The 21,074-nt window shown below is 64.8% G+C and carries 20 protein-coding genes and 1 tRNA gene; 5 read left to right on the top strand and 16 right to left on the bottom strand.

What is annotated here, in order from left to right; all coding sequences use genetic code 11:
- Window positions 1–37: 37 nt before the first annotated feature.
- From atpE to NG697_RS01865, 5 genes are all read right to left on the bottom strand, one after another.
- The gene (gene atpE / locus NG697_RS01885) at window positions 38–253 is read right to left on the bottom strand and encodes an ATP synthase F0 subunit C (RefSeq protein WP_056349415.1); all 216 of its coding nucleotides are present in this window, start codon (window positions 251–253) and stop codon (window positions 38–40) included.
- Between the two features lie 79 nt (window positions 254–332).
- Entirely contained in the window at window positions 333–1,133 is an 801-nt protein-coding gene (gene atpB / locus NG697_RS01880) for a F0F1 ATP synthase subunit A (RefSeq protein WP_056349417.1), read from the bottom strand.
- Window positions 1,134–1,214: 81 nt separating this feature from the next.
- The gene (locus NG697_RS01875) at window positions 1,215–1,553 is read right to left on the bottom strand and encodes a hypothetical protein (protein WP_227008120.1); all 339 of its coding nucleotides are present in this window, start codon (window positions 1,551–1,553) and stop codon (window positions 1,215–1,217) included.
- Window positions 1,546–2,028: a Cg1360 family ATP-synthase-associated protein gene (locus NG697_RS01870; RefSeq protein WP_252613432.1), complete on the bottom strand. Its 483-nt coding sequence runs from the start codon at window positions 2,026–2,028 to the stop codon at window positions 1,546–1,548. The genes NG697_RS01875 and NG697_RS01870 overlap by 8 nt, the downstream gene beginning before the upstream one ends.
- Window positions 2,029–2,121: 93 nt before the next feature.
- Entirely contained in the window at window positions 2,122–3,234 is a 1,113-nt protein-coding gene (locus NG697_RS01865; protein ID WP_252565138.1) for an MraY family glycosyltransferase, read from the bottom strand.
- A gap of 293 nt (window positions 3,235–3,527) precedes the next feature.
- Here NG697_RS01865 and NG697_RS01860 point away from each other — a divergent pair, with 293 nt between their 5' ends.
- Window positions 3,528–4,424 (top strand): glycosyltransferase, encoded by an 897-nt coding sequence (locus NG697_RS01860; protein ID WP_252609850.1) that lies wholly within the window; start codon window positions 3,528–3,530, stop codon window positions 4,422–4,424.
- Here NG697_RS01860 and NG697_RS01855 read toward each other — a convergent pair.
- The 10 genes from NG697_RS01855 to argS all read right to left on the bottom strand — a co-directional run bounded on the left by NG697_RS01855 (window position 4,421) and on the right by argS (window position 17,143).
- The gene (locus NG697_RS01855) at window positions 4,421–5,179 is read right to left on the bottom strand and encodes a WecB/TagA/CpsF family glycosyltransferase (RefSeq protein ID WP_252609849.1); all 759 of its coding nucleotides are present in this window, start codon (window positions 5,177–5,179) and stop codon (window positions 4,421–4,423) included. The genes NG697_RS01860 and NG697_RS01855 overlap by 4 nt on opposite strands.
- Window positions 5,176–5,994 carry an L-threonylcarbamoyladenylate synthase gene (locus tag NG697_RS01850; protein ID WP_252613430.1) on the bottom strand — a complete coding sequence of 273 codons (819 nt, stop codon included), beginning with the start codon at window positions 5,992–5,994 and terminating at the stop codon, window positions 5,176–5,178. The genes NG697_RS01855 and NG697_RS01850 overlap by 4 nt, the downstream gene beginning before the upstream one ends.
- A gap of 15 nt (window positions 5,995–6,009) precedes the next feature.
- The gene (gene prmC, locus NG697_RS01845) at window positions 6,010–6,879 is read right to left on the bottom strand and encodes a peptide chain release factor N(5)-glutamine methyltransferase (RefSeq protein ID WP_104061165.1); all 870 of its coding nucleotides are present in this window, start codon (window positions 6,877–6,879) and stop codon (window positions 6,010–6,012) included.
- Between the two features lie 12 nt (window positions 6,880–6,891).
- Complete coding sequence (gene prfA, locus NG697_RS01840; RefSeq protein WP_058932004.1) at window positions 6,892–7,965, bottom strand: peptide chain release factor 1; 1,074 nt, start codon at window positions 7,963–7,965, stop codon at window positions 6,892–6,894.
- Window positions 7,966–8,073: 108 nt separating this feature from the next.
- A complete protein-coding gene (gene rho, locus NG697_RS01835; RefSeq protein ID WP_252613428.1) occupies window positions 8,074–10,293 on the bottom strand; it encodes a transcription termination factor Rho in 2,220 nt (739 codons plus the stop codon).
- 296 nt (window positions 10,294–10,589) lie between these two features.
- Complete coding sequence (thrB, locus tag NG697_RS01830) at window positions 10,590–11,564, bottom strand: homoserine kinase (RefSeq protein WP_252600094.1); 975 nt, start codon at window positions 11,562–11,564, stop codon at window positions 10,590–10,592.
- Window positions 11,565–11,566: 2 nt separating this feature from the next.
- Window positions 11,567–12,673, bottom strand: coding sequence for a threonine synthase (gene thrC, locus NG697_RS01825; RefSeq protein WP_141140976.1), 1,107 nt, complete (start codon window positions 12,671–12,673; stop codon window positions 11,567–11,569).
- Window positions 12,674–13,990, bottom strand: coding sequence for a homoserine dehydrogenase (locus NG697_RS01820; RefSeq protein WP_252600095.1), 1,317 nt, complete (start codon window positions 13,988–13,990; stop codon window positions 12,674–12,676).
- Entirely contained in the window at window positions 13,983–15,488 is a 1,506-nt protein-coding gene (gene lysA, locus NG697_RS01815) for a diaminopimelate decarboxylase (protein ID WP_252600096.1), read from the bottom strand. Before lysA ends, NG697_RS01820 begins: the two co-directional genes overlap by 8 nt.
- A 5-nt stretch (window positions 15,489–15,493) precedes the next feature.
- Window positions 15,494–17,143: an arginine--tRNA ligase gene (argS, locus tag NG697_RS01810; protein WP_252600097.1), complete on the bottom strand. Its 1,650-nt coding sequence runs from the start codon at window positions 17,141–17,143 to the stop codon at window positions 15,494–15,496.
- Window positions 17,144–17,314: 171 nt separating this feature from the next.
- Between argS and NG697_RS01805 the strand changes: the two genes are divergently transcribed.
- From NG697_RS01805 to NG697_RS01790, 4 genes are all read left to right on the top strand, one after another.
- Window positions 17,315–17,788, top strand: coding sequence for an FMN-binding protein (locus NG697_RS01805; protein ID WP_252600098.1), 474 nt, complete (start codon window positions 17,315–17,317; stop codon window positions 17,786–17,788).
- A gap of 3 nt (window positions 17,789–17,791) precedes the next feature.
- Window positions 17,792–18,658, top strand: a complete 867-nt coding sequence (locus tag NG697_RS01800; protein WP_252613426.1) for an FAD:protein FMN transferase — start codon at window positions 17,792–17,794, stop codon at window positions 18,656–18,658.
- A complete protein-coding gene (locus NG697_RS01795) occupies window positions 18,655–20,217 on the top strand; it encodes a ferredoxin--NADP reductase (RefSeq protein WP_252613424.1) in 1,563 nt (520 codons plus the stop codon). Before NG697_RS01800 ends, NG697_RS01795 begins: the two co-directional genes overlap by 4 nt.
- 78 nt (window positions 20,218–20,295) lie before the next feature.
- A tRNA-Arg gene (locus tag NG697_RS01790) sits at window positions 20,296–20,368 on the top strand.
- Window positions 20,369–20,643: 275 nt separating this feature from the next.
- On the opposite strand, the gene NG697_RS01785 is transcribed toward NG697_RS01790, so the two are convergent.
- The coding region (locus NG697_RS01785) for an HNH endonuclease signature motif containing protein (RefSeq protein ID WP_252613422.1) at window positions 20,644–21,074 on the bottom strand (431 nt) is incomplete at its 5' end.

The following is a 21,074-nucleotide window of genomic DNA, read 5'->3' as shown; positions in this document are numbered from 1 at the left end:
ACTCGGTTCTGGATGTTCGCTTGGTTCTGAAGTCAGACTAGAGAACGAAAGCGAAGACCAGGCCGAGGATGGCGAGGGCTTCAGTCAGCGCGAGGCCGAGGAATGCGATCGGCTGCAGGACGCGCTGGGCTTCCGGCTGACGTGCTACGCCGTTGATGTAAGCAGCGAACACGAGGCCAACACCGATACCACCGCCGATTGCGGACAGTCCGTAGCCGATGAGGTTGAGGGAGCCGTTGATGGTGCCTTCCATTTTTCTTCCTTTCAAGATGCCATCTATGTGGCAGGTTGTTTGGGTTGCTTCATCCCCGTGAGGGGAAGTTTGTGGGTGCCTAGTGGCTGTCCGCGTGCAGGGCGCCTTCGATGTAAATGGCGGTCAGCAGCGTGAAGACGTAGGCCTGCAGGGCCATGATCAGTGCTTCCAGCATGTACATGGCAACTGCGCCGGCGATGACCAGAAGGGAGGTTCCCTTGAGCAGGATGTTCTCCTGCATCACCAGGAACTCAATGCCGGAACCGGCGATCATGACGATCAAGTGTCCTGCCAGCATGGTGGCAAAGAGACGGAGGCTGTGTGTGACCGGCCGGACCAGGAAGTTCGAGATGATCTCGATCGGGATCACAATCGGGAGAATGTAGACCGGGACGCCGGACGGCACGGTGGCCAGCTTGAAATACTTCAGGCCATTCTTCTTGATGCCGATGGCAATCCAGGTGACGTACACAATGCCCGCGAGGACATAGGCGCCGCCAACGTGCGAGAAGCTTGGGAGCTGGATCACGGGAATGGCGCCGTAGATGTTGTTCACCAGAATGAAGAAGAAAAGGCTGAACAACAGCGGGACATACTTCATGAAATCTTTGCCGCCGATAATGTCTTTTGCAATGCCGTTTCGGACAAAGCCATAAGCCATTTCACCAGCGAACTGGAGCTTGCCGGGAACAAGCTGCTGCTTCCGCGCAGCTAGCAGAAAGAATGTGGCGATAATGACGACCGACAGGATTACCAGCAGCATCTGCTTGGAGAATCCGTCAGCCACCCCCCACGGCAGGATTGCCGGCAGGTGCATTTCTTCAATTCCAGGAGGATTGAACTCTCCTGAATCTTGGGCCGGGAGCGCAAGCGCGATCAACGCGTTTCCTCTCTGCAGTGTCCATCATTGGGCGTTGGTCGAGGACCCGCGGAATTGTGCTCCGCAGCTCCCCCTGTGAAATTATTTGGCATTTGTGTTTCCGTCCGCGGACGGGCCGCTGTCTGCGCCGCTCTTACCTGCCGTGGTTCTGGAACTGGTAAGGCCATGCATGTGGGAAAGATAGAAACCTCCGAGAGCTCCAAGCAGAGCGCCTGCGAGCACGATCCAGCGGGTTCCCCACAGATAATCCAGACCCCACCCTATCAAACTCCAGACGATGATTCCGCCAATAATGTAGCTAAAGACGGCCATTCCGGCGTTGTATCCGCCGTCGTTGTTTTCGGCCGACACCCCCGGCGTGGGCGCAGCGTTCTTGGGCACGGAGGATCCGTTTTTCGCTGTTCGTTTCCGATCAGGCATCGTTCGGCTCCTTGGGCTCGGGGTCGTTGTAAATCTGCAGGCGCGCCTTGCTGAAGCCATAGATTTCGGCAGCCTGCCAGAAGACAACAGTGGCAACGGCACCAATCAGGAACCATCGGTCGTGAAGCCAGGCAGGTGCTCCGATCACAAACAGGACAACCGCGAAACCCACGACCTTGACAAAGTAGGTGGCCGCGAACATTCCGATGGCACCGGAGGGGTTGTTGCGCCCCACGAAGTGGCCCACGAGAAGACTAATGGCGAAGAAGAGCATCACCAGGAGGCCGCCCAAAGTACTGGACAGAACGCCGCTGGGGCCGTTCAGGATCACAGCCGGGATGCCCGCCAGCATCAGTGCGCCTGCACCGGCAGCTGAACTGAGTGCGAGGAGGCGAAGCCACAGCGAGCGCGCGGGACCGGAAACACCAACGGGTCCGCTGCCGGACGAACGTCCGGGTTCGGCGTTGGAGGTCATAAGATCCCAATCGTCGGCGCCCTGGGGCTGGGTGGAGGGGCAGCTTAGGCTGCCCCTAAATTCTACACGAGATAGAAATAATTCCGAACGCCGTTACGCCGGCGACTGGTCACTGTGGCGGCGCAGGTAAGGCCAGGCCGTAATCAGGCCCATGACCAGCGTGGCGAAGATGTCGGCGGCCAATACAACTTGCCAAGGGAAGACGGCAAACGCCAATCCCCCGAAGGACAGGACGGCGGTCCAGAGGTACATCAGGATCACGGCCGTCCGGTGCGAGTAACCTATATCCAGCAGCTTGTGGTGGAGGTGGCCGCGGTCTGCGGACCATGGCGAACGTCCCCGCGCTGTCCGGCGGACGACGGCGAGGCCCAGGTCAAGCAGTGGCAGGAACAGCACGGCGAAGGGCAGCAGAATCGGTATGACTGTGGAGATACCGTTGGCGCGGTCGTACAGCCCTGACGTGATCTGGCCTGTGGAGACGATGCCGGCGGCTGCCATCAGCAGGCCGATCAGCATGGCACCGGAATCGCCCATAAAGATCTTGGACGGGAACCAGTTGTGCGGCAGGAAGCCGATGCAACTGCCAACGACGACGGCGGTGAGCAGGGTGGCCAGGTCCGAATAGTCCAACAGGACGGCATTCCTGTGCACCCAGTACGCCGTGAAGAAGAAGGCAGTTCCGCCGATGATGGCCACGCCGGCGGCCAGCCCGTCGAGGCCGTCAATGAAGTTGAAGGCGTTCATGGTGGTGACGATGAGCCCGGCCGTCAGCACGACGCGGAGCAGTTCGTTCTCCAGATAGATCGGCTCCGGAACCCACGGGACGATGGTCATCCGGACGCCCCAAATGGCCACCACCAGGGCTGCGGCGCTCTGGCCGATGAGCTTCACCCACCAACGGATATCCAGGAGGTCATCCGCGATCCCCACCAGCACGATCAGGGCCGCGCCCGCCAGGACGCCCCACGGCGAGAAGTTGTTCCGGTAGATGTCCTTGACGAAGAAGGACTGGCTGGCCACGAGGAGGGCCACCAGCACGCCGAGGAAGATGGCTACCCCGCCCAGCCGGGACACCGGCGTCGTATGCATGTCACGGCTGCGGATGGGGGCGTGGAGTTCAAGCCGGTGCCCGATGACGCGGGCACCCCAGGTGGCTCCGTAGGACACGACGGCAGCCGTCAGCCCCATAAGCAGGTACATAATCATGCGATAGCGGCCGTTTCGTCGGTGTGCGGCGCAACCCTGCGGGTGCGCACAGGCATGGACAGCGGCCCGAACAGGTGGTCCTCGATCGATGGGCTCACTGGCGGGGAATCTGACTTTCGATAAATGAAACTTCTCCGTCGCCGGGCGCGCAGCAGGCAGTGCTTGGTGCCTTACAGGGCTGTATTACAGTGGACTCTAGTCAAGATACTAGCGCCAACGGCTCCATGGCTTCGCGCCACACTGGCGCATTGCGAGCGGGGAATCCCCTGAAGGCCATGCTGAAAGGAATCCCCATGACCGTCCGGGTTGCAGTTGCCGCCGTGACATTTAACCGTCATAAAGAGCTGTCCGTCCTGCTGGACGCCATTAATGCGCAGTCCGCGGCAGTGGACACCATCTGCCTTGTCGACAGCGGCACGGACCCCGCACGCGATGTTGCCGCGCGGCACCCAAATGTTGATTACGTCCGTTCCGAAGCGAACCTCGGCGGGGCAGGCGGCTTTGCCCTCGCCGCGCTGAAGGCGGTGGCCAGCGGAGCCAAATGGGTCTGGATGATGGACGACGACGCCGAGCCGGCAGATCCCGAATGCCTCGCCACGCTGCTGCGTGAGGCTGAGGCACGCGACCTTGAAGCCGTGGTCCCGCTGGTGGTTGCCCCCGGCCATCCCGACCGGCTGTCCTTCTTCTTCCGGCTGGACGGGAAAGTCACCCATGACCGGGCCGAACTGGAAAAAGTAGGTTTCCTACCCAACGACGGACACTTCTTCAACGGTGCCCTGATCAGGTCCGACGTGTTTTTCAAGGTGGGCCTGCCGGACATGCGCCTCTTCATCCGCGGCGACGAGGTGGACTTCACCATCCGCCTCCGCAAGGCGGGCATCCGGTTCGGCACGGTGACCACCACCGCCATCACCCACCCGCATGCGTTTTCCGAGACGAAGCACGTCTTTGGTGCACGATGGCATGTGATCGTGCCGGATTCGGCGTTCAAACGTTACTACTACTACCGCAACCGCGGGTACCTGATCCGGCGCTATTTCCGGGTTAAGTCGCTGGTGGCCGACGTCGGCGGCTATCTTGGCTATTTTGCGCAGCGCCGTGACCTGAAGGGACTGCTTGCCTGGGCAAGTTCCTTCTCGAAGGGACTGCGTGCCAAGGGCTTCGCGCCGCTGGAGGACCAGAAGTTCTAGGACACGCGCCGCAGCCGGCGGCGGGCCAGCAGCCACAGCAGCACCCACGGCTCGCCAAACACGCGGTACGCCACGCGGCGGGGATGCAGCAGCAGGCGCCATGCCCACTCAAGCCCGAGCCTCCCGAGCCATCGAGGTGCAAGCTTCTGGATTCCGGCCAGCTGGTCGATAGCGCCGCCCACCGTGCAGTAGATGGCCGGCGGGAGCGTGTCGAGCTGGCGCTGCAGCACTGATTCCTGCAGCGGCATTCCCAACCCGAGCAGGACGAGCTGGGGCTGCTGCTCCGCGAGCCAGCGCACAGCGGCCGTTTCGACGTCGTCGTTCCAGCCTTCGCCGGGCAGGCCCGCTATCGTGGCACCGGGAACAATGCTCCGGAGTTTTTCGACAGCCAAGGCGTTCGCCTCGGCGCCGGCGCCAACCACCGCAATCCGCTTCAGGCCGGCAACCTTGCCCAGGGACGGCAACCAGTCCGTGGAACCCAGCCGGTACTCCATGACCGGCCCCACGGCATTCCCCGTCCGGCTCCACAGCCAGAGCACCGGTGCCCCATCGAGGAGCACCACGTCGCTCTCCTCATAAACGGAACGAAAGCCGGCGTCGGAATGTGTCAGCGTGACACTGTGCAGGTTATGTCCGACGACGGTCCGCTTGGTCCCGTCGGCGACGAACCCCGCCAGCACCTCAAGCAGGTCGTCAACCTTGAGCGGCGTGGCGTCCACGCCCAGGACGGGGATGTGCTGGCGTGCCAGGCTCACCCGTCAGTCTCCCGAACCGGCGCGGACGGCTCGTTGGCAGCTTTTTCAGCTGCCGGCTCTTCAGCGGCCGGCTCTTCAGCGGCCGGCCCTTCAGCGGCTGATTCGGCCGGCAGAGCGACTTCTTCAGATTCTTCCTCGGGCTCAGCCATCGGAATCTCGCCCAGGCCCAAGACGCCCGGAACGTGCGCCCGGAGTTGCTCCAGGGACACAGCGCCGTTGCGCACCACGCGCAGCAGCGTCCCGGTGGCATCCACGATTGTGGAGGGCACGGCGTCAGTTCCTTCCACAGGCCGGAAACCGCCTTCGAGGTAGACCTCCACGGACTCCGCGAGCTGGGCACGTGCCTCCGCGGCGGTCTGTGCCGGCGGCTGGCCGGTCCGGTTGGCGGAGGAAACGGCCAGCGGACCGGTCAGCGTCAGGAGTTCCTGGGCCACCTCGTCGGCGGGCATACGCAGGGCCACCGTTCCCTGGGTCTCACCCAGGTCCCAGTCCAGTGACGGCTGGGCGTGCAGAATCAGGGTCAGTCCCCCCGGCCAGAACGCCTCGGCGAGCTTGCGGGCATCAGCGGAAACATCTGTGGCCAGGCCGTCCAGCGCGTTGATCCGGGGAATCAGTACCGGCGGCGGCATGGTGCGGCTGCGCCCTTTGGAGGCCAACAGCATGGTGACGGCCTGCGGCGAAAAGGCGTCGGCGGCAATTCCGTAGACCGTGTCCGTGGGGAACACCACGCACTTCTTTTCGCTGATGGCACGCTGGGCATGCTCCAGGCCAAGGGCGCGCTGATCCTCGGACGTGCAGTTGTAGGTTGTGGTCACTGGCCTATTCTTTCATCACTCGTGGTGCGGACCGGCAAGGACGGCGCTCGTGGCGCGTTCCTTGCCGTTGAGGTCCAGGTGCGTGGTGATCTCCCGCCAAGCACCCGTCCGCTGCATCATGCCGGCGATCCAGCCGGCCTGGACTTCCGCGTGTTCCATCACGAAGTAGCCGCCGGGAACCAGCAGCCGGGCAGCCGAGGCGGCCGCCGCCGTCGGAAGTTCCATGCCGTCCGCTCCCCCGCCGTACAGGGCTTCGGGAGGATCGTGCAGGGCAACTTCGGGTTCATTCGGGATGGCTTCGGCGGGAATGTAGGGCGGGTTGGAGATTACGACGTCGAAGGTTCCGTTAAGTTCCGGCAGCGCGTCGCGGAGGTCCCCCAGCACCAGCTTGACGCCCAGGGGCGCCAGGTTCCGGGCCGCCCACGCGTGCGCGAACGGACTGTATTCCACGGCGTGGACTTCAGCGCCGGGCACCTCGTGGGCGATGGAGCCGGCTATTGCGCCCGAGCCCGTGCCCAGGTCAACAATCCGCGGGTGTGCCATCCCCTTGACGTGGTCGATGACCAGCTGCACAACGGACTCTGTTTCCGGCCGGGGGATAAAAACCCCCGGCCCGACGGCGAGCTCCAGATACCTGAAGTGCGCCACTCCGGTGATGTGCTGCAGCGGGATCCGTTGGGCCCGTTCAGCGACAAGTTCGGCATAGCCAACAGGCGCTGGAGTGTCCCCCAGCATCATCGCCCGGAGCCTCCCGAGCCCCACACCAAGCAGGTGGTCCGCCAGGAGTTCCGCGTCGACGCGGGGGCTGGGGACCCCGGCGTCCCGGAGGATCACCGTGGCCTCGCTGACGGCAGCCGCGAGGGACTGCCCAGACCCGAGTGTCATGGGTGCCGGCGGCTAGTCGCCGATGGCGTCCAGGCGTGCCTGTTCGTCCATCTCGATGGCGGACTGGATGACCGGTTCCAGGTCCCCGTTCATGACCTGGTCCAGGTTGTAGGCCTTGTAGCCGGTGCGGTGGTCCGCGATCCGGTTTTCCGGGTAGTTGTACGTGCGGATGCGCTCAGAACGGTCCATGGTGCGGATCTGGGATTTACGCTGGGCCGAGTTCTCGGCGTCGATGATTTCCTGCTGGTGCGCCAGAATGCGGGCGCGGAGCACGCGCATGCCGGCTTCGCGGTTCTGCAGCTGGGATTTCTCGTTCTGCATGGCCACCACGATGCCGGTGGGAAGGTGCGTGATACGGACAGCGGAGTCCGTAGTGTTCACGGACTGGCCACCGGGACCCGACGAGCGGTAGACGTCGATCTTGAGGTCGTTCTGGTTGATGTCCAGCTCTTCGGGCTCGTCAACTTCGGGAAGGACCAGGACGCCGGCGGCAGAGGTGTGGATGCGGCCCTGGGATTCGGTGACGGGCACACGCTGCACGCGGTGGACGCCGCCTTCGAACTTGAGCCGTGCGTAGACGCCCTCGGCAGGATCGTTCGAGTTGCCCTTGACGGCCATCTGGACGTCCTTGTAGCCACCGAGATCGGATTCGTTGGCCGAGATGAGTTCAGTCTTCCAGCCGCGTGATTCCGCGTACCGGGTGTACATCCGCAGGAGGTCGCCGGCGAAGAGCGCGGCTTCGTCGCCGCCTTCGCCGCCTTTGACCTCCAGGATCACGTTGCGGGCGTCGTCGGGGTCCCGCGGAATGAGGAGCCTGCGCAGCTTCGCAGAAGCCTGCTCCAGCGCTTCTTCCAGCACGGGAACCTCGGCAGCAAACTCAGGGTCCTCCGAGGCCATTTCCTTCGCAGCGGCGAGGTCGTCCTCCAGGGCATGCCACTTGTTGTATGCCTCCACGATGCCATTGAGCTGCGCAGAACGCCGCCCCAGCTTCCGGGCCAGCCGCTGGTCAGCATAGACAGCAGGATCACCAAGCTGCGCCTGGATAGCATCATGCTCATCAAGCAGGCCCTGTACGGACTCAAACATTTTCAAAACCTCTTTCGACTCTTACAAGTCTAGTTTCACGAGACTTAACGACGAACCGCTCAAAATATGCCGGCCAAAGGGCCGGCATATTTTGAGCGGTGAGCGTAGCTACTTGTCGTTATCCGACTTCGCACCAAGCGTTGTCTTCTGGACCTGCATGAGGAACTCGACGTTGCTCCCGGTCTCCCGGATCTTGTTGGTCAGCAGCTCAAGGCTCTGCTGCGTTTCGAGTCCGGAAAGGACGCGCCGCAGCTTCCACATGATCTTGACTTCCTCGGGGGAAAGCAGGTTCTCTTCGCGGCGTGTGCCGGACGCGTTGACGTCCACGGCCGGGAAGATGCGTTTGTCCGCCAGCTGGCGGGACAGGCGGAGCTCCATGTTGCCGGTGCCCTTGAACTCTTCGAAGATGACCTCGTCCATCTTGGAACCGGTCTCCACGAGGGCGGTTGCCAGGATGGTCAGCGAGCCTCCGTTTTCGATGTTGCGGGCTGCACCGAAGAAACGCTTCGGCGGGTACAGCGCGGCGGAGTCGACGCCACCGGACAGGATACGGCCGGAGGCCGGTGCTGCCAGGTTGTAGGCGCGGCCCAGGCGGGTCATGGAGTCCAGGAGGACCACCACGTCCATGCCCATTTCCACCAAGCGCTTGGCGCGTTCGATGGAGAGCTCGGCCACGGTGGTGTGGTCATCGGCCGGACGGTCGAAGGTGGAGGCAATAACCTCACCCTTGACAGTGCGCTGCATGTCCGTGACTTCTTCGGGACGCTCGTCAACGAGCACCATCATGAGGTGGACCTCAGGATTATTGATGGTGATGGCGTTAGCGATGGACTGCAGGATGAGCGTCTTGCCGGCCTTCGGCGGGGAGACGATCAGGCCACGCTGGCCCTTGCCGATCGGGGCGACCAGGTCGATGACGCGGGGGCCGATCTTCTTGGGATCCGTCTCAAGGCGCAGGCGCTCGGACGGGTACAGCGGAACCAGCTTGGCGAATTCGACGCGGTCCTTGAGCTCTTCCGGCGTCTTTCCGTTGACGGAGGTGACGCGGACCAGGGCGTTGAATTTCTGGCGGGCGGTCTGCTGGCTGCGGTCTTCGCCTTCACGCGGTGCACGAATGGCACCGACGCAGGCGTCGCCCTTGCGCAGGTTGTACTTCTTGACCTGGGCGAGGGAGACGTAAACGTCGTTCGGACCCGGCAGGTAACCGGAGGTGCGGATGAACGCGTAGTTCTCCAGCACGTCCAGGATGCCAGCGACGGGCAGCAGGACGTCGTCCTCGGTGACCTCGACGTCGTCGACGTCCGGTCCCTGGGTGCGTCCCCGACGGCGGTCGTTGCGGTCGCGGAAGCGGTCGTTGCGGGAGTTGTCCCGGCTGTCCTGGCCACCCTGGCCGCCGGAGCGGTCATTGCGGTCGTTCCGGTCGCGGCGGTTGCGGCGGTTGCGGCGGCTGCCGCCGTCGGAATCGTCGTTATCGCGGCTGTCATCGCGACGGGCGCCGTCACGCTGGCCGGAGTCACGGTTGCCTGCGTTGTCGCGGCCACCATCGGTGGTCTCGCGGGCGGTGGTTTCACGAGCCGTGGTTTCACGGGCTGTGCTGTCACGGGCCGTGGTGTCGCGGGCGCCACGGGTGCGGCCGCTCTCGCGGCGGTCAGCACGCTGGCTGTCGCCGGATTCGGCGCCCTGGGTTTCCGTGCGCTGGGAATCGGCACGCTGGGTTTCGGTGCGGTCAGCCTGGCGCTGCTCAGCGGCGGGCTGCTCGGCCGGAGCCTCAGTGGCTTCTGCCTGCGTTGACATGGCGGCCGCATCGCCGCGGCGCCGGTTCCGGGTGCGCGGCTGGCGGCGTTCGCCCTCAGCTGCTGCGCCGGCCTCAACGGGCGCTGACGCCGGAGCCTCAACGGGCGCGGCGGCCGGAGCTTCAATGGCCGTTGCCGCGGCGGGGGCCGCAACTACTCCGTCACTGACAGCGCGGCGGCTGCGTCCACGGCCACGGGCACGGGTCCCCTCAGTGGCCGGGGCCTCCGAGGTTTCGCTGGCGGCAGCCACCGGTACGGTAGCGGCCGGGGCTACGTGGTTTTCGGTCGCCTTCTCGGCAGCCTTGGCCGGGGCCTTGCTGGCTGACGTGCCTGCGCGATGGGCGGAAATGGCGGTCACCAGATCCCCCTTACGCATGCGGGATCCACCGGAAATCCCCAGCTGGCTGGCAAGTGCCTGCAGCTGGGCGAGCTTGAGGCCGGCGAGGCCACTGCTCTTGGCGGGTACGGCCGTTGACGATCCGGCAGCAGAAGTTGATGGTTCCACAGCTGAAGACAGCTCAGTGGTTTCGGTCACGAAGGATCCTTCCCCCTCGACGGCGTCCAGACTGGGAGCTGGACGCGATGATTTGATCTGGGCTGCAGTTCAGATCTGCAGCCGCATTTTCGGTCTTGCCGGTTGGATTTCGGCCAGCAGGGCCGGATACTGATTCACCTCACGCACCGATTAATGGCGGGGCGCTGGGCTGACTATTCAGGGGCAGACAATTCAGCTGCAGATTCCTGCGACAGACCAAGCAGGCGGCACCGGAAAATATTGCGCAGTAGGAGATCACTAACAACTGAATGCAGCTGCCGATCAGATAGGCGGAATTACCGCCGGTGCAAGTCCACCTTAGCACCTTCGACGTCCACTGCCAGCTTTAGCACGCGCCAGCCGATGCCCGGCGTGTTCGCCTCTGTAAAGGACTCAATAAACCCAAGGACCTCGGCGGCTTCGGCTTCGCCGTCGGCGAGAACCAGGACCGTAGGTCCGGCACCCGAAACCACTGCCGCGTGGCCCGCGTTGCGCAGTGCCCTGATGAGGGACGCGCTGGGCCGCATCGCCTCGGCCCGGTAGCTCTGGTGCAGGTAATCCTCGGTGCCGGCGTGCAGGAACTCGGGCTTCTGGGTCAGCGCATGGATCAGCAGCGCAGCCCGTCCGGAGTTCATGGCCGCCGCATGATGGCCCACAGACGCCGGCAGCAGGGCGCGCGCGGCCTCGGTGGACAATTCAAAATCGGGGACGGCCACGATGGGAATCACGGAACCGGCCACGGAAGCGCACGTGCTGCTGTACCGGTCACTGTCCTGCCATGACAGCGCCAGTCCGCCGAAAATCGCGGGCGCGACGTTGTCCGGATGGCCTTCCATCTCGCTGGTCAACTGCAGGATCCAGTCCCGCCCGCGACGCGCCGCTTCGGGCACCATGGCATTGGCGGCCGAGACGGCCGCCACCACTGCCGACGCCGATGATCCCAGGCCCCGGCCATGGGGGTTGACGTTCGTCGCCGTGATCCTGAGGCCGCCGTGCCGGTAACCAAGCCGGGAAAAGGCAGCCTCCATCGCCCTGACCACCAGGTGGCTGGCGTCCTGCGGCAGCGTGTCCGCCCCCTCACCGCTGAGCTCGAAGACGAGCTCAGCGGATTCGAGGCTTTCCACCGTCAGGGTGTCGTGCAGTGCCAGGGCGAGGCCCAGGCTGTCGTAACCCGGTCCGAGGTTTGCGCTGGTGGCCGGGACCCTGACGGTGACGCGCTGGCCTGCTTCGATGACGGGCAGGTCAACGGCGGTGGGCGAGGTGGTTTCCAAGGCTACTTTTCTTCCAGTCCCAGTTCAGCTGCGACTGTCACGACATCGTTTGAGACCTTGACCGGCTGCACTTCACTGCCGTCCTCGGTCCGGAGGGCCCACTGGGGGTCCTTGAGGCCGTGGCCGGTCACGGTGATGACGATGGTCTTGCCGGTCGGAACTTCACCGGCGGCGTGCTTCTTGAGCAGTCCGGCCACACCGGCGGCGGAGCCGGGCTCCACAAAAACGCCTTCGCGGGCGGACAGCCAGCGGTGGGCATCCAGGATCTGTTCGTCAGTCACGGCGTCGATGAATCCGCCGGACTCGTCACGTGCCGCGATGGCACCGTCCCAGGACGCCGGGTTGCCGATCCGGATGGCAGTGGCGATGGTGTCCGGTTCCGTGATGGGGTGCCCTGCCACGAACGGTGCCGCGCCGGCGGCCTGGAAGCCCCACATCTGGGGGGTTTTGGTGGATACGGCGGGCAAGGTTCCGGCCGTGTCGGATTCGAACGGCGCCGAGTACTCCTTGTAGCCCTTCCAGTACGCCGTGATGTTGCCGGCGTTGCCTACGGGCAGGACGTGGATGTCCGGAGCATCGCCGAGCGAATCAACAATCTCAAACGCGCCCGTCTTCTGGCCCTGGATGCGGGCCGGGTTCACGGAGTTGACCAGGAACACCGGGTAGGACTCCCCCAGCTTCCGTGCAATGTCCAGGCAGTTATCGAAGTTGCCGTCCACCTGGAGCAGCGTGGCGCCGTGCGCGATGGCCTGGCTCAGCTTGCCCATGGAGATCTTGCCTTCGGGGACCAGCACAGCGCATTTCAGTCCCGCTGCCGTGGCGTAGGCCGCGGCGGACGCTGAGGTGTTGCCGGTTGACGCGCACACGACGGCCTTGGCGCCGGACGCGACGGCGGCCGTCATGGCCATGGTCATGCCGCGGTCCTTGAACGAACCGGTGGGGTTCATCCCCTCGACCTTTAGGTACACCGTGGAACCGGTGAGCTCGGAGAGCTTCTGCGCGTGGACCAGCGGAGTGCCGCCTTCGCCCAGCGTGATGACCCTGGTGGATTCCGTTACGGGCAGCCGGTCAGCGTATTCGCGGATAACGCCGCGCCATTGGTGAGCCACTTAGACTCCTTCTACCCGCAGAACGGATGTCACTGAATTGATGACGTCCAGGCCTTTGACGGCCTCGACGGTGGCTGCGAGGGCAGCCTCTGATGCGCGGTGGGTAACGATCCGCAGTTCGGCAGACTCCACGTTGGACTCTGCGTCCCGGTGGATGGTCTGCCGCATGATTTCGATGGACACGCCGTGCTCCGCAAAGAGCTGGGCGATCCGGGCCAGCACGCCGGGCTGGTCAGCGACGTCCAGGCCGATGTAGTAGCTGGTGATGGCTGAGGCGATGGGCAGGGCCGGGACGTGGCCGGTGGTGGTCTCCGTGCGTCCCGGGCCGCCCAGCACAATGCGGCGGGCGGCCGAGACAAGGTCACCCAGGACGGCGGACGCCGTCGGGGTTCCGCCGGCACCCTGGCCGTAGAACATCAGCTCGCCGGCGTTTTCCGCCTCGATGAAGACCGCATTGAACGCGCCACGAACGGCGGCCAGCGGGTGCTCGCGCGGCAGCAGCGTGGGGTGCACGCGCACGGAAACGCCTTCGCCGCCGTCGGCATCCGTGAGCTTTTCGGCAATGGCCAGCAGTTTGATGACAAATCCGGCGTCCTTGGCTGCAGCGATGTCCGCCGCGCTGACGGACGTGATGCCTTCGCAGTGGACGTTCTCCAGGGCGAAGCGGGTGTGGAAGGACAGCGACGCGAGAATGGCGGCCTTGGAGGCGGCGTCGTGGCCTTCGATATCGGCGGTGGGGTCAGCTTCGGCGTAGCCAAGGCGCTGGGCCTCGGCGAGGGCGTCAGCGAACTGCGCGCCGGTGGAGTCCATCTGGTCCAGGATGAAGTTGGTGGTGCCGTTGACGATACCCAGCACGCGGGTAATGCGGTCGCCGGCCAGACTGTCCCGGATGGGGCGCAGGATGGGGATGGCACCGGCTACGGCGGCCTCGTAGGACAGCTGCACGCCGGCCTTGTCCGCCTCTTCGTAGAGAGTGGGGCCGTCCTGGGCGAGCAGGGCTTTGTTGCCGGTGACTACACAGGCGCCGTTGCGCAGCGCGGAGAGGATCAGCGTGCGGGCAGGCTCGATCCCGCCCATAAGCTCGATCACCAGGTCGGCGTCCTTGACCAGGGTGTCGGCGTCGGTGGTGAAGAGGTCCTGCGGCAGGTCCACATCCCGCTTGGCATTGACGTTGCGCACCGCGATGCCGCTGAGCTGCAGGCGGGCCCCGGTACGGGCGGCAAGGGCGTCGGCGTCCTCAATGAGAATCCGCGCAACCTGGGCCCCAACGTTGCCACAGCCCAGCAGGGCTACTTTCAGGGTTCGCAATTCAGTCATTCGGCACTCCCATGTCGCGGTTAAGCAGATCTTCTTCGGTTTCCCCGCGGACAATCAGCCGGGCAGATCCGCCGCGCACCGCGACAACGCCCGGCCGGGCCAGATAGTTGTAGTTGCTTGACAGGGCCCAGCAATAGGCGCCGGTCCCCGGTACAGCAAGCAGATCACCGGCTGCCACGTCCTCGGGCAGATATACATCTCTAACAACTATGTCGCCGCTCTCGCAATGTTTGCCCACTACGCGGGACAGCTGCGGGGACGCGGCGGACGTGCGTGAGGCCAGAATCGCCGAATAATCCGCGTCGTAGAGCACCGGGCGGGCGTTATCGCTCATGCCTCCGTCCACTGACACATAGCGGCGCGGATGCGTAACGTTCTCGTTGGCCTCTGAATCGCCCGGCGCGTCGACGCGGACAGTTTTCAGGGTACCCACCTCGTACAACGTGAAGGTGGTGCTGCCGACAATCGCGCGTCCGGGTTCGATCGAAATCCGGGGAGCAGTTATACCCAGCTCAGCACACGTGGAACGCACGACGGCGGCCATCGCCTGCGCGACGTCAGCTGCGGGGCGCGGGGTGTCCACCGGGGTATAGGCAATGCCGTAGCCGCCGCCGAGGTCCAGCTCGGGCATCACGATGGAGTACTTTTCCTGCATGGCAGCGTGGAAGCGCAGGAGCTTCTGCGCGGCGAGTTCAAAGCCGTCCGGCTCGAAGATCTGCGAGCCGATGTGGCAGTGCAGGCCCAGCAGTTCGATGCTGGCGTATTCCGTGGCCGCAGCCACGGCCTCCTCCGCTGCTGACAGTCCGGCCTGCTCGGTGGTATCCCCGGCCATGGATAGACCGAACTTCTGGTCCTCGTGGGCGGTGGCGATGAACTCGTGGGTGTGCGCGTGGACGCCGGGAGTCAGGCGCAGCATAACGTTGGCAATTTCGCCGCGGCCCGAGGCGATTTTGGCAACGCGGTCCAGCTCATCGAGGCTGTCCACCACAATTCGTCCCAGCTTCATATCCAGCGCCCGGTTGATCTCGGCGTCGGATTTGTTGTTGCCGTGCAGGCCCAGGTTTTCGCCCTTGATGCCGGCCCGGGCCGCCACCGCGAGCTCGCCGCCGGAACACGTGTCCAGCCGGAGTCCTTCGTCTGCCACCCAGGCGGCTACTGCTGTGCACAGGAAGGACTTGCCAGCATAGTAGACGTCCACTCCCCCGCAGATGTCGGCAAACGCGGCATCAAAGGCGTCCTTGAAGGAACGTGCGCGGGCCCGGAAGTCTGTCTCGCTCATCACAAAGAGCGGCGTGCCGAACTGCGCCTTGAGCTCGCTGACGGCGATGCCATCGATGGCGAGCTCACCGGCGTCGTTCTTCCGCACATCCTGCGCCCACATGGGCTCGTGGAGCGCATTCAGGTCCGCGGGAACGGCCAGCCACTCGGGAGCCAGCGGGGATCCGCTGTTGGTGTCCTCTGCTGACACCTTCTGCGTCGAAGTTTCCTGTGCCGACATCAGTTTCACATCCGTTCCGGTGCGGACACGCCCAGCAGATCCAGTCCGTTGGCCAGCACCTGGCTGGTGGCGTCGTTCAGCCACAGGCGAGTGCGGTTGACGTCGGTGACGGCTTCGTCGCCCTGCGGGGCAACACGGCAGGCGTCGTACCAGCGGTGGTAGGCGCCGGCAATGACCTCGAGATGGCGGGCCACACGGTGGGGTTCACGCAGTTCGGCGGCTTTGGCCACAATCGAGGGGTAGCTGCCCAGGTAGGAGAGCAGTTCGTTTTCCGTGGCGTGATCCAGAAGTGAAGCATCGAACGCGCTCCGATCCACGCCGGCAGCCACAGCGTTGCGGGCGGTGCCGCGGGACCGGGCGTGGGCGTACTGGACGTAGAACACCGGGTTCTCGTTGCTGTGCTTCTTCAGCAGATCGGGATCCAGGGTGAGCGGGGAATCTGCCGGGAAGCGGGCCAGGGAATAACGAACGGCGTCCTTGCCCAGCCAGTCGATAAGGTCCTTGAGCTCGATGATGTTGCCGGCACGCTTGGACAGCTTGGCGCCGTTAACGGACACCAGTTGGCCGATCAGCACCTCGATGTTCACCTCGGGATCATCGCCCGCGCAGGCCGCAATGGCCTTGAGGCGGTTGATGTAACCGTGGTGGTCCGCGCCCAGGAGGTAGATCTTTTCCGTAAAGCCGCGGTCCTTCTTGGAGAGGTAGTACGCGGCGTCCGCGGCAAAGTAGGTGGGTTCACCGTTCGCGCGGATCATCACGCGGTCCTTGTCGTCCCCGAAGTCGGTGGTGCGCAACCAGACCGCACCGCCGTCGTCGAACACGTGGCCCTGCTCGCGAAGGCGGGCGACGGCATTTTCGATGTGGCCGGTGTCGTGCAGTTCCTGTTCTGAGAAGTAGACGTCAAACGCAACGCCAAAATCGGCAAGGGTGTCCTTGATGTCCTTCATCTGGGCCTTGTAGGCGGCGGCGCGGATGACAGGAAGTGCCGCCACCTCGGTGAGTTCGCGGATGTCGGGGTGCTGGGTGAGGACGTCGTGGCCGAGGTCGGCGATGTACTGGCCCGGGTAGCCGCCGTCCGGCACCGGAAGTCCATGCAGCCGCGAGTAAACAGAGTTTGCGAACACGTTCATCTGCGAACCGGCGTCGTTGATGTAGTACTCGGCGGTGACCTCCGCGCCCGAAGCACGCAGCACACGTGCGATGGCATCGCCCAAGGCTGCCCAGCGTGTGTGGCCGATGTGCAGCGGACCGGTGGGGTTCGCCGACACAAATTCCATGTTCACCACGTGGCCGGCGAGCGTGGTGGTGGTGCCGTAGTCACGTCCGGCTTCCACGATGGCCTTCGCCAGGGCACCCGCAGCGGCGGCGTCCACGGTGATGTTCAGGAAGCCGGGGCCAGCGATATCCACGGCAGCGACGCCGTTGATGGACTTCAGCCGGGCGCTCAGGACGGTGGCGAATTCGCGCGGGTTGGTGCCGGCCTGCTTGGACAGCTGGAGGGCGATGCTGGTGGCCCAGTCGCCGTGTTCCCGGTTCTTCGGTCGCTCCACGCGCACCTCATCAGGGACAGCTGATGCGGAAAGCGCGATTTCGCCGGCGGCGACGGCGTCTTTCAGGCAGGCGGATATGGCGAGGGAGAGTTCTTCGGGAGTCACCCCTCTAGCCTACCGGGGGCCGCCACTGGGACGAATTTGGGGGTGGTGCGTGACTGGTTCCGCACAACTTTTCCTCACAGCGGACGCACTGCTGATTCACAGGGTGAACCATTACGCTGAATCCGACGTTGAGTACAGCGCAAGCACCCAGCCCACGAAACGAGCCCCATCATGAGACCGTCAGTCCGCAAGAGTGTTTTCGTCGGCATCGCCGGCCTGTCCCTCGCTGGAACGGTGGCCGGCTGCGCGCCGTCGGCCACGCCCGCGGTGCCCGCCGCGGCTTCCGACAGCACGTCCGGCGCCACGACGGCCCCTTCCGGCACGGCATCATCGCCGGCCAGCAGCGCCTCCCTCTACCAGGACGGCACCTACAGCGCTGACGGCACCTATGTTTCCCCCAACGGGACCGAAACCGTGGGGGTTGAGCTGACGCTCGCCGCGGGCACGGTCACGGCCGTGAACATCACCCAGCACCACTCGAACCCCAACACCCGGAAATTCCAGGGCGAATTCGCCGGCGGGATCGCAGCGCAGGTTGTGGGCAAGAGCATCGACGAACTCAACGTCTCCAAGGTGGCAGGATCCTCGCTCACCAGCGGCGGCTTCAACCAGGCGCTGGACAAGATCAAGGCCGAGGCCCAGTAGGCCGTGCCGGACCCGGAGGACTTCCGCTTCGACGGGATCGGAACCCGTTGGGAAATCTCCACCCCCCGTCCGCTTGACGCCAGCGTCCGTGCCCGGCTGCTCGCCTTGGTGGAGCGGTACGACGGCGACTGGTCCCGGTTTAGGTCCGATTCGACCGTCGGTGCCATGGCCCGCCAGCCCGGGCGGTATGAGCTGCCGCCGGAAGCGGCGGACCTTGGCCGGCTGTACCGCTCGCTGTATGAGGTCACCGGCGGTGCAATGACGCCGCTGATCGGTGGCAGCCTGGAGCGCCTCGGGTACGACGCCGCCTATTCCCTGCGGCCGGCAGGGAACGCGCTTCCGGCACCCCGCTGGGAGGACGTCCTGACGTGGGACGGCAACGTGCTCACCACGACCGCTCCCCTGGTCCTGGACATCGGTGCCGCCGGTAAGGGGCAGCTGGTGGACCTTCTCGCTATTGAGCTGCGCTCCTGCGGCGTGGACTCCTTCGTGATTGACGCCAGCGGCGACCTGCTGCACCGCGGGCCTGATCCGGTCTCCGTGGCGTTGGAGCACCCGTACGATCCGGCGAGGGCCATCGGGACCGTGCCGCTGGCAGGCGGCGCATTGTGCGCGTCAGCCTCAAACAGACGGGCGTGGGGCGACGGCCTGCACCATGTGCTCGATGGCGCAACAGGGCTGCCCGTCAGTACGGCGGTAGCCACGTGGACCATGGCAGAAAGCACCGTAGTTGCCGATGCCCTGGCCACCGCCCTGTTCTTTGTTCCGGGCAAAGAATTGGAACGGAGTTTCGATTTTTCCTGGCTGACGGTTTTTTCTGATGGAAGCGCTGCCTACTCGGACGGATTTGAAGGGACACTGTTCTCATGAGCCCCGTTGACGCCCCCAAGGCAACTGCCGTTTTCACTGCCGGCCGGCTGGACACCCTGCTGGGCAAGTACACGATGTACCGGCTGATCCTGCTGGTGCTGGCAGCCCTTGCCACGTACAGCCTTCTGCTGAATGCCCTTGGCTGGCTCACTTTCGGCATCCCGCAGATGCTGGTGCACTTGATGCTGTGCCTTGGCCTGACCTACGTGTCCAACCGAGGGCTGGCTGCCCTTTTCCACGTCCGCCCGCATTCCGAGTCGTCGCTGATCACCGGCCTGCTCCTGTACTTCCTCTTCTGGCCCTCCTTTATGCCCCTGGATATGGCGGGAGTGGCCTTGGCCTGTGTGCTGGCCTCCGCCTCGAAATACGCGCTGGCCTGGCGTGGCCGGCACATCTTCAACCCCGCCGCCGCCGGGGCGTTTGTCACCGGGCTGACGGGGCTGAACATCGCAACGTGGTGGGCCGCCACGCCTGCCATGCTGTGGCTGCTGGTTCCGGGCGTCCTCCTGGTGCTCTACCGGACGCGTAAGTTGCTCATGGCGGCCGTGTTCCTTGTGGTTGCCACATCAATTGTGAGCGCTGAGCTGCTGCAGGCAGGGCTTACCCTGGGCAGCGCACTCTGGCAGGCCCTGGCGCAGCGGCCGCTGCTGTTCTTCGTCGGCTTTATGCTGACGGAGCCGCTCACCCTCGCTCCACGCCGCTGGCAGCAGCTCGCGCTCGCCGCACTGGTTGGTGTGGTGTTCGCAGTGCCGTACAACTTCAGCTTCATCGCCAACTCGCCGGAGCTGGCCCTGCTGGTCGGCAACCTGCTGGCGTTCCTTGTGGGCCAGCGCGGCGGGCTCAGGCTCCGGTTCGCTGGCTCCCGCCCTCTGACGCCCAGCACCACAGAGTTCGCCTTTGAACCGTCCCGGCCCGTCCGGTTTGTGCCGGGACAGTACATGGAACTGGATCTGCCGCACGCCAAGTCTGACGGTAAAGGCCGACGCCGGGTGTTCAGTTTGACCAGCGCCCCCGGTTCGGGGACGGTGAAGTTTGGCGTCCGGACGGCGGAGCCCCTGTCCGCGGCGAAGAAAGTCCTGCTGGACCTGAAGCCTGGTGATGAGGTGGCCGCCACATCCGTGGGCGGAGATTTTGTCTTGCCCCGCGATCCCCGGGCCCCCGTCCTCCTGATAGCCGCGGGCATCGGTATCACGCCCTATCTTGCGCAGCTGGCTTCCGGCGCCGCGCAGGACCGGGACGTGGTTCTCCTGCTGCTGGCGCGCAACGCTGCCGAAATTGCCTACACTGCCGAGCTGCAGGCGTCCGGGGCGCGCATCCTGGCACGCCTCGCAGACGGTTCGGTCCCGCCGTCGTTCATCACCGATGCCGGGACGCTGGAATCCGGGGGCGCTTCAGCTGGCGCCCGTCTGGACGGAGATTCCCTGAAGGCCCTCGTTCCCGACATTGCCGGCCGGGCTGTCTACATCTCCGGGTCCCCTGCGAGCGTCGCATCGCTGCGCCGTGCAGCCCATAAGGCCGGCTCGCGCCGGGTATACGTGGACTCTTTTTCGGGCTACTGAGCAGGGCCGTTTTTCCTTGCAGGCACCTTCCTGCTAAGCTCTAGGACGTCCCGCTGGCAACGGCAGGATCCCTGAATTGCCCTCGTAGCTCAGGGGATAGAGCGTCTGCCTCCGGAGCAGAAGGTCGTTGGTTCGATTCCAATCGAGGGCACATATGAAACCCCCGCCGCTTGCAAAAGCGGCGGGGGTTTCTGCGTTCCTCCCCCCACAGGCGCGAGCGGATCCTCACAGACACTTGAGGCCCTGCCGAGCTGGGCAGCCGGACACATGAGGCCCTACCGAGCTGGCGCGGCCGGACACCGGCCGCATGTTTATTGCGACGGGCTGTGGCACGCCGGTTTATTGCGGCGCGGCTGTGGCACTCCGGCTTGTCGGACTCCGCGGCTGACGCTGCGCCTCAATACCCAGCCCGCGACATGGCCCGCGCTAAGGCGGCGTGGTGCATAAGGCTCCTGTTGTTTCCGGTGCTGGCAACGTCGGTGGTTCCCAGTCGGGGTGTTCGCTCGCGTAGTGCCGTCCGGTGGGTGAGATCCAACCGGGTGGTTCATTCTTGCCCGCGGTGGTGGGTTTCCATGCGGTGGTGTGTCTGAGCCGGTGGTGTTTGTGGCACGGCTGGCCGAGATTACTGATCCCGTTGGTGCCGCCGTGGCCCCAGGCGAGGATATGGTCGGCTTCGTTGTCGAGGGAGTGGTTGCTGCAGCCGGGGAACGGGCATTTCCCGTCGCGCAACCTGAGCCATTGGCGTTGGGCTTTCGTGAGCCGGTAGCTGGTCCGGCCGATCTCGAGCGGTGCGCCATCGCGGGGATCGATCAGGACGCGGTGGAAGGATTCGGCACCGTCGGCGATCAGGTGGCGGG

It is taken from the genome of Pseudarthrobacter raffinosi, from assembly GCF_023913835.1.
In the GTDB taxonomy this organism is placed as follows: Bacteria; Actinomycetota; Actinomycetes; order Actinomycetales; family Micrococcaceae; genus Arthrobacter; species Arthrobacter raffinosi.
The sequence above is the reverse complement of the archived record's forward strand: the minus strand, read 5'-3'. Positions and strand labels throughout refer to the sequence as shown.